6 protein-coding genes are annotated in these 7,510 nt (G+C 59.4%); 2 read left to right on the top strand and 4 right to left on the bottom strand.

The window, feature by feature from the left end:
• The coding region (locus ABRP84_RS04940; protein ID WP_349852894.1) for a PDR/VanB family oxidoreductase at positions 1-1,021 on the top strand (1,021 nt) is incomplete at its 5' end.
• A 75-nt stretch (positions 1,022-1,096) separates the two neighbouring features.
• On the opposite strand, the gene ABRP84_RS04935 is transcribed toward ABRP84_RS04940, so the two are convergent.
• The 4 genes from ABRP84_RS04935 to ABRP84_RS04920 all read right to left on the bottom strand — a co-directional run bounded on the left by ABRP84_RS04935 (position 1,097) and on the right by ABRP84_RS04920 (position 5,670).
• Complete coding sequence (locus ABRP84_RS04935) at positions 1,097-2,020, bottom strand: DMT family transporter (protein ID WP_349852893.1); 924 nt, start codon at positions 2,018-2,020, stop codon at positions 1,097-1,099.
• Between the two features lie 145 nt (positions 2,021-2,165).
• Positions 2,166-3,542 carry an acetyl-CoA carboxylase biotin carboxylase subunit gene (gene accC / locus ABRP84_RS04930; protein WP_023023364.1) on the bottom strand — a complete coding sequence of 459 codons (1,377 nt, stop codon included), beginning with the start codon at positions 3,540-3,542 and terminating at the stop codon, positions 2,166-2,168.
• Positions 3,543-3,559: 17 nt separating this feature from the next.
• Positions 3,560-4,111, bottom strand: a complete 552-nt coding sequence (gene accB / locus ABRP84_RS04925) for an acetyl-CoA carboxylase biotin carboxyl carrier protein (RefSeq protein WP_349852892.1) — start codon at positions 4,109-4,111, stop codon at positions 3,560-3,562.
• A 2-nt stretch (positions 4,112-4,113) separates the two neighbouring features.
• Positions 4,114-5,670: a hydroxymethylglutaryl-CoA lyase-like TIM-barrel protein gene (locus ABRP84_RS04920; RefSeq protein ID WP_349852891.1), complete on the bottom strand. Its 1,557-nt coding sequence runs from the start codon at positions 5,668-5,670 to the stop codon at positions 4,114-4,116.
• 425 nt (positions 5,671-6,095) lie between these two features.
• Between ABRP84_RS04920 and ABRP84_RS04915 the strand changes: the two genes are divergently transcribed.
• Positions 6,096-7,442, top strand: a complete 1,347-nt coding sequence (locus tag ABRP84_RS04915; RefSeq protein ID WP_349852890.1) for an MFS transporter — start codon at positions 6,096-6,098, stop codon at positions 7,440-7,442.
• Positions 7,443-7,510: the final 68 nt, after the last annotated feature.

Below are 7,510 nucleotides of genomic sequence, written 5' to 3'. Positions count from 1 at the left end.
GCTTGCCGATGCCCCCTCCACCACCGCCACAGTGCAAAACGTCACCGCCGTTGCCGATGACCTTGCGGTCATCGAATTTTCGCTGGACGGTGATGCTCCGCTCGCAGATTACTCCCCCGGCTGCCACGTCGATATCACCCTCCCGGGAGCAAATGGCGAGATGCTTACCCGGCAATACTCGGTTTTTGAGCTGACCGGTTCCTCTTCGCCTGCCGCTGGCCAACAGGAACGGCCAACGTACGGCGTCGCGGTCAAGCGGGAAGAAAACTCCACGGGTGGATCGATTGCGATGCTAAAGCTGCGCAGCGGGGATAGCTTTGAGATCTCGCAGGCGTTTAATAACTTCGAGCTCGTGGCAAACGCTGGCTACTACGTCTTGGTCGGCGCCGGAGTGGGCATTACGCCGATGCTCTCTATGGCCCAATCCCTCGAGCGCGAGAACAAGCCATATATCGTGCTCTTTTTCGCGCGCGATAGCCACCACGCAGTGCTCCTCGAGCAATTGCGCGACACCTGCGGCGATAAGCTCATTGAGGTCTTTGGCCGCCCGCGCGAGAAGCAAGCAGACATCTACCGGCACTTGTTGGGCCAAGCGCCGAAGGAGACGGCCTTTTATGTCTGCGGACCGCAAGGCTTTATGGATTCTGCCAAGGAAGTCGCGCTCGACTACCTGCCCGAGCACGCATTTCACTGGGAGAACTTCCACCCCGATCTAAAAGCACTGTCCGGTGAGAAAAACGCCGGGGCTGGCGACGGGCCATTCGATGTAGAATTTTGCGGCGAGACGGTAGAAATTCCAGAGAATAAGACGGTCCTAGAGGTCCTCGAGGAACTCGATCTGCCCGTAAAATCGCGCTGCTTGGAAGGCACGTGCAGCACCTGCATCATGCGCGTGGTCGACGGCGAACCAGATCACCGCGATTCCGTCTATGACGCGCAAATGTATGCCGATGGTGCTTTCGCGCCGTGCGTCTCCCGCGCATTAAGCCCCAAGCTCACCTTGGAGCGCTGGCGGCAATAAAACCAGCTCTCTTACGCTACTCGGGTGGGGAAGCTGGGCTGGGAAAATTGGGGCATCGGCAAGCGCAGCACTGACCTATAGGGCGCGCACCATAATCACGCCGATGATGACCAAGACTAGGCCGATGATGCGGTGCACCGGCGGCAGGCCGCGCTCGGCATTGCCCCAACCCAGCGATTCGATGACCTGGCCGCAAATGATTGAACCTACTAGCGAGCCGATAACCGTCGTGCCGGTGCCAATCATGGGCGAAAGCGTCGCGCCGCCCACCACAAAGAGCGCGCCGAGCACACCACCAAGCCACATCCACCAGGGCCCGGGTGCGATGCCGCTCAATAAGGCGCGGCGAGGAGCCTTCCACCCCAGGGTTAGCAGGGCCAATAAAATCACGCCAACGCCCAGGGAAATCACGCTGGCGGGCATGGGGCTGTGCAACGCACCTCCCAGGTAGCCGTTAACGGCTGTTTGGGTGGCAGAGCCCATGCCGATGAGCACGCCGAAGACACGCCACAGCCACAGCGAAAGCCCGGTAGCTTGTGCGCGGGTGGTGACGGCACCCCGGCCTATTTCTAATACCAAGGCGATGCCACCCACCACAATGAGGGCACCGAGGACGCGCAGCGGGCCGACCGGCACCAGCGGCGATTCAAAAAGGCCGGTCAGATCATAAACTAGGCCCATCGTCACCTGACCCAAGATGGGAAGAATGACGGTCTCTACGCTGCCGATGCGCGGGAAGAGCAAGATATTTCCCACGATGAAGGCCACGCCCATAAAACCGCCGAGCCATACCCACCACGGTTGCGCGGCCGCCAGCGCCAGGTCCGGTATCGCGTCACCGGTGACTATCAGCGCGAGGATGGCGGAGACGGCAAAGCCGATAATAAAGGAGAAGAACCCGGCAGCGATGGGCGAGCCCACGGACTCGCGCAGACGAGTATTAATGGCCGTTTGCGCCGGCACGATGGCGCCGACCAGCATGGCGGCGATAACCAACATTGTTTTTCCTTCCCCACAGGTTTGGGTCTAAGCAAAGCCTGGGACTAGGCGTGACATAGAGCTATAAATTTAGAGACTTAAAATGCAAAAGAGTGCAGGCCAGCACAAAGCGGAACCTGCACTCTCTCGCTAGAAGGAGCCGGGGTTAGTCATCCGTAGGGATGGAGTCGGTACCTTCCAGCAGCTTGGCAACGTAACCAGTGTTGAACTCGCCGCTGCGGAACTTTTCACTGTCCAACAGCATGGCCTGGAATGGCGCCGTGGTGACAACGCCTTCTACCTGCAGCTCGTCGATGGCGCGCAGCATACGGGTAATGGCCTCATCGCGGTCTTCTGCCCATACGATGAGCTTGCCCACCATGGAGTCATAGAACGGCGGGATGGTGTATCCCGTCTCGATGTGGGTATCCATGCGCACACCGAAGCCACCTGGCACGCGGTAGTGTTCGATCTTGCCCGGCCGCGGCGCGAAGTTCTGGTTCGGATCCTCGGCGTTGATGCGGCACTCGATGGCGTGGCCACGAATCTCCACATCATCCTGGGTGATGGACAGCTTTTGCCCGGAGGCAATGCGCAGCTGCTCCTTGATGAGGTCCACACCGGTGATCATCTCCGTTACGGGGTGCTCCACCTGGATGCGGGTGTTCATCTCGATGAAGTAGAACTTATCCTCGATGTTATCGAAGACGAACTCGATGGTTCCGGCGTTTTTGTACTTCACCTCTTTACACAGGTTAATCGCGGCTTCCTGCATTTCCTGGCGCAACTCATCAGTCAGCACCGGCGAAGGGCCTTCCTCAATGAGCTTCTGGTTGCGGCGCTGCGAGGTGCAGTCGCGCTCTCCCAGGGCAACGGCATTTTCGCCATCGGCCAGCACCTGAATCTCGATGTGGCGGATATCCGTCAAGAAGCGCTCGATATAGACCGACGGGTCATTGAACGCGGACTCTGCCTCGTTCATGATCTCGTTGAGGTCCTTTTCCAGCGTGTCCTCGGATTCCACGACGCGCATACCGCGTCCACCACCGCCGGCGGCTGCCTTAATCAGCAGCGGGAAGCCGGTCTCGCGGGCAACCTCAAGCGCCTCATCGAATTCGGTGACCACGCCGTCGGAGCCCGGAACGGTAGGAACACCGGCGGACTTAGCGATGCGCTTAGCCGCGATCTTGTCACCCATCAAGCCGATGTGCTCAGCTGAAGGGCCAACAAAGCCGATCTCTTCTTCTTCCACCATGCGGACAAAGTCCGGCTTCTCGGACAAGAAGCCGTAGCCCGGGTGAATGGCATCCGCCTTGTACGCCATGGCTGCGGAGATAACCAGCTCAGGGCTGTTGTAGCTCTTGGAGACATTCGCTGGGCCGATGCATACTGCTTGATCGGCGAGCTTTACCGGCAAGGAGTCCTTATCGCCTTCGGAATAAGTAAGGATGGACTTAATGCCCAATTCCTTGCAGGCGCGAATGATACGAAGCGCAATCTCACCGCGGTTAGCGATGAGCACGCTACCTAATAGATCTGACATATTTTCCTCCAGATCGATTACTTCGGCTGGATGACCATGATGGGCTGACCGTGCTCCACGGCATCCTCGTTATCAACGAGGATTTCCTTCACGGTGCCGGCAACCTTGGACTCGATGTTGTTCATCAGCTTCATGACCTCAACGATGCAGAGCACCTGGCCAACCTCGACCTCGTCGCCCACCTTGACGAACGGATCTGCGCCTGGCTTCGGAGCAGCGTAGAAGGTACCGACCATGGGAGCCTTCACGGTCTCGCCCTCTGCGGAAGGCTCACCGGAGCCGGAAGCCTTGGGCTCTTCCTTCGGTGCTTCCTCTTGTGCAGGAGCAGGCTTGGACTCAGGCTCAGCGGCAGGCGCGGAAGCCGGTGCGGCTTCCTGTGCTGGTGTTGTTGCTGGAGCTGCGGCCGGAGCGGCTTCCGGAGCCGGCGCCGGGCGGTTCAGGCCGCCCGGGGTGCGGGACATCGCGAGCTCGACATCGCCGTACTTAATCTGCAGCTCTTGGATGTCATCAGAAAGGTTGGCCCACTTCAGCAGGGACTTCAGGTCGTGCAAGTTGGTGGAATCAGTCATGGTTACTTTTCTCCTTTGGTGAGGTTGATTTCCAAGTCGGAAGTCTTGAGGCGGAAGTCGGTGGTATCGGAAGAGTCGTAGATTTGCTGTACCAGGGAGGTAAGGACGCCGCCCTTGACGCCTTCACCCTCGCCGCCGCGGCCTTCGGCCACAAAGCGCTTCATCTCATCGACCTGGCTGCCGGCGAACATCACGCGCAGCAACAGGGTGTCGATGTCCTCGTCCGGGTGGGCCTTCTTCAGATCCGGCAGAACCGGCTTGAGTTCGGGGATTTCCTCCGTGATTTCGGAGGAACCGTTGGCCATGATCTTCTCCAGCACGTCTGGGTCTAGCGGAGCGAGCGGCTCGCCGTAGTAGCCCAAGGCGTACTTCTTAATCTCGTTCGGGACCACGGAGTAACGGTCACCCGTCATCACGTTCATGACGGCCTGGGTACCCACGAACTGGGCAAACGGCGTAATCATGATGGGGTATGCGAGCTCTTCGCGCACGCGAGCCACCTCGTACAGCAGTTCTTCGAAGCGGTCACCCAACCCAGCGGTTTCCAGCTGGGATTCGAAGTTGGTGAGCATGCCGCCAGGTAGCTGGTGCATGTAGTGCAAGCCATCGAATGCGCGCGGAACGCCAACCGGTTTATCTTCCGTATCGGCGATTTCCTGAATGCGCTCGCTGGCGGAATCGATACGCTCATCGTCGACGTCCACCGTGTAACCCAGCGCGCGAAGATCGCGCACCACGGCTTGGGTGGCTGGCTGTCCCGGGCCATTGGCCAGCGGAGCGATAGAGGTGTGGATGGAGTCCACGCCCAATTCCGCTGCGTAGAGGTAGGTCAGCGGCGACAGTCCGGTCAGCGAGTGGGTGTGTACTTCGAGCGGTACGTCACCGATGGAGCTGCGGATCGCCGGGATGAGGGTCTTCAAACGGTCCGGAGTCAGCAGGCCGCCGGCGTCCTTCAGCATGATGCGGTCCACATCGGTGCGCTCGAGCAGCTCCGTAGCCTTCCGCTTGTACAAATCATCGGTGTGCACCGGGCTCAAGCAGTAGGACAATGCACCGAAGGTTTCGGCACCGAGTTCCTTGGCCAACTTGAGGCCCTGGTCGATGTTGTCGATGTCATTCAAGCCATCAAAGGAGCCGATCACACGGAAGCCATTGGCATAGAGGCGCTCGGTCCAGTTCAAGATGGCGTCATCCGGCAGGAAGTCGAAGGAAGCCAGGTTCTTGGAACGAATGAGGGCGCGGAACTTGGTGCCCGGCGCGGCGTTCTCGTGCACGAGGCGAACGCGCTCCCACGGGTCTTCTTTGAGGTAGCGCACGGAGACGTCGAATTGGATGGGCGCTACCAAGTCCACGTGCTCGAAACCAGCGTTGGTGATGTCATCCAATAGCGAAAGGATGTGGCTCGTGGTCATGCGGGTGGCCCAGATGCTCTGGTGCGCATCGCGCAGGGTGGTATCGATGATGTTGATCTTGCGCTCGCTATCGGCTGGGCGTCCGCCCGCGGCCATGATTTCGGCGAGGCCTTCTGTGCTTAGTTCCTCGGGACTAAGAGCAGTCATAAATCCCTCCTTAGGGTGTGGCTCCGGAAAGACTCGGTTGGTTCACAGTGATGGTTCACTTTGGTGGTTCAAGACTCTTCGAAAACCTTCCGTGTCGTGGCTCACACGCTACACCACGCCTAAATCTTCAGTGCCGGAATTACAGCCAGAAATGACCTTTTCCTGCGAATTCCAAGCTCGTTACGGCAAAGAATTTGCCCAAATACCCCTATACGGGGTCACATTGCGCACTACTGTTCACTTAGCGAACGTAAAGTTTTTTCGGTCACCTCCCCTAAAAAGTGGTGGACGACATGCACTTTCTAGCCAGCAACCACATCCACCTCGATGGTGTCGGAATTTGCGTGGCTCACATCGCGAACTAATCGAAGTGTGATGTGCGTAATATCTTCCTCAATATTTCGGACCCATCCCTAGGAGGAACATTGACTTCTACCGCCCCACCGAGCCCCACGCCCACCACGCCAACGGGTGCGACGAAGATAGACCGCAAATCCCTCGCAGCCAGCCTGACCGGCCAGGTCCTTGAATGGTACGAGTGGAGCTCGTACGCGGTCTTCGCCCCGTTCATCGCCGCGGCGATGTTCGACAAGGGCGATACTGCTTCCGCACTGCTTGCCACCTTCGGTGTCTTCGCCGTCGGCTTCTTGGTCCGCCCGCTGGGCGGCATCATCTTTGGCCGCATCGCTGACCAGCGGGGCCGCAAGACCGTCTTGATGACTACCATCATCATGATGGCCAGCGCCTCCGTCCTCATCGGCTTGATGCCCACCTACGAGACCATTGGCATCTGGGCTTCTGTCGGCCTGCTCTTCATCCGCGTGCTGCAGGGCTTTGCACACGGCGGTGAATCTGCAGCCGCCAATAGCTACATTCCCGAAATCGCCCCGAACGCCCACCGCGGCCGCTGGGGTTCCATGGTCTACGTCTCCATCTTCGGCGGCTCGGTCATCGCCTACGTCTTGGGCGGCGGTATTTCGCTGGTCCTGACGGACGAGCAGATTGGCGCATGGGGCTGGCGCATCCCGTTCCTCTTGGGTGCCGTCGCAGCGCTGATCGCGTTGTACCTGCGCCGCCACATGAAGGAATCCGATCACTTCCAGGAGATCGATAGCGCGGAGCCCACCGTTGAGGCCCCGAAGCGCACCAAGAAGTCCGTGAATTCGCAAAAGCCTGCCTCGGTTGTTCGCCCGGCATGGCAGAATATCTTGCTCGTCGTGGGCATGGTCTCCGGCGTTACGGCCGCGCACTACACGTGGACGTCCTATGTTTCCACCTACGCCATTAGCCACGAGGGCATGTCCACCCAGGGTGCTTATTGGGTCACCGTGGCCGCACAGACCGCGGGCCTCATCGCCCTGCCGCTGTGGGGCAGCCTGTCCGATAAGATTGGCCGCAAGCCCGTCATTTATATCTGTGCGATTGGCCTAGCCGTTCTGCAGATCCCGCTAATGAACTTCATCGATGACCGCCCATGGACCCTGCTGGTGGCCTCCACTGTCGGCGTGGTCATCGTCGCCGCCGGCGGCGCGCTGTTGTCCTCCATCATGTCCGAGGTCTTCCCCACCGCTCAGCGCACCCGCAGCATCGGCCTGGCCTACTCGCTGTCCGTCGCCGTCTTTGGCGGTACCGCACCGTATATTTACCAGTGGTTCGTGGCCCACGGCCTTACCTGGGCTTCTGGCTTCTACGTGGTCGCACTGTGCATCCTCACGCTTGTCAGCATGTACATCCTGCCTGAAACCAAGGGCGTGGACCTGCGCGATGTCTAATCCACCCACGTAACGCTAAAATCGCCGCTTCCCAGTCTTTCCCGGGAAGCGGCGATTGTTTACGTCCA

The sequence above is a fragment of the Corynebacterium sp. KPL2861 genome, assembly GCF_040225475.1.
GTDB lineage: Bacteria > Actinomycetota > Actinomycetes > Mycobacteriales > Mycobacteriaceae > Corynebacterium.
The sequence above is the reverse complement of the archived record's forward strand: the minus strand, read 5'-3'. Positions and strand labels throughout refer to the sequence as shown.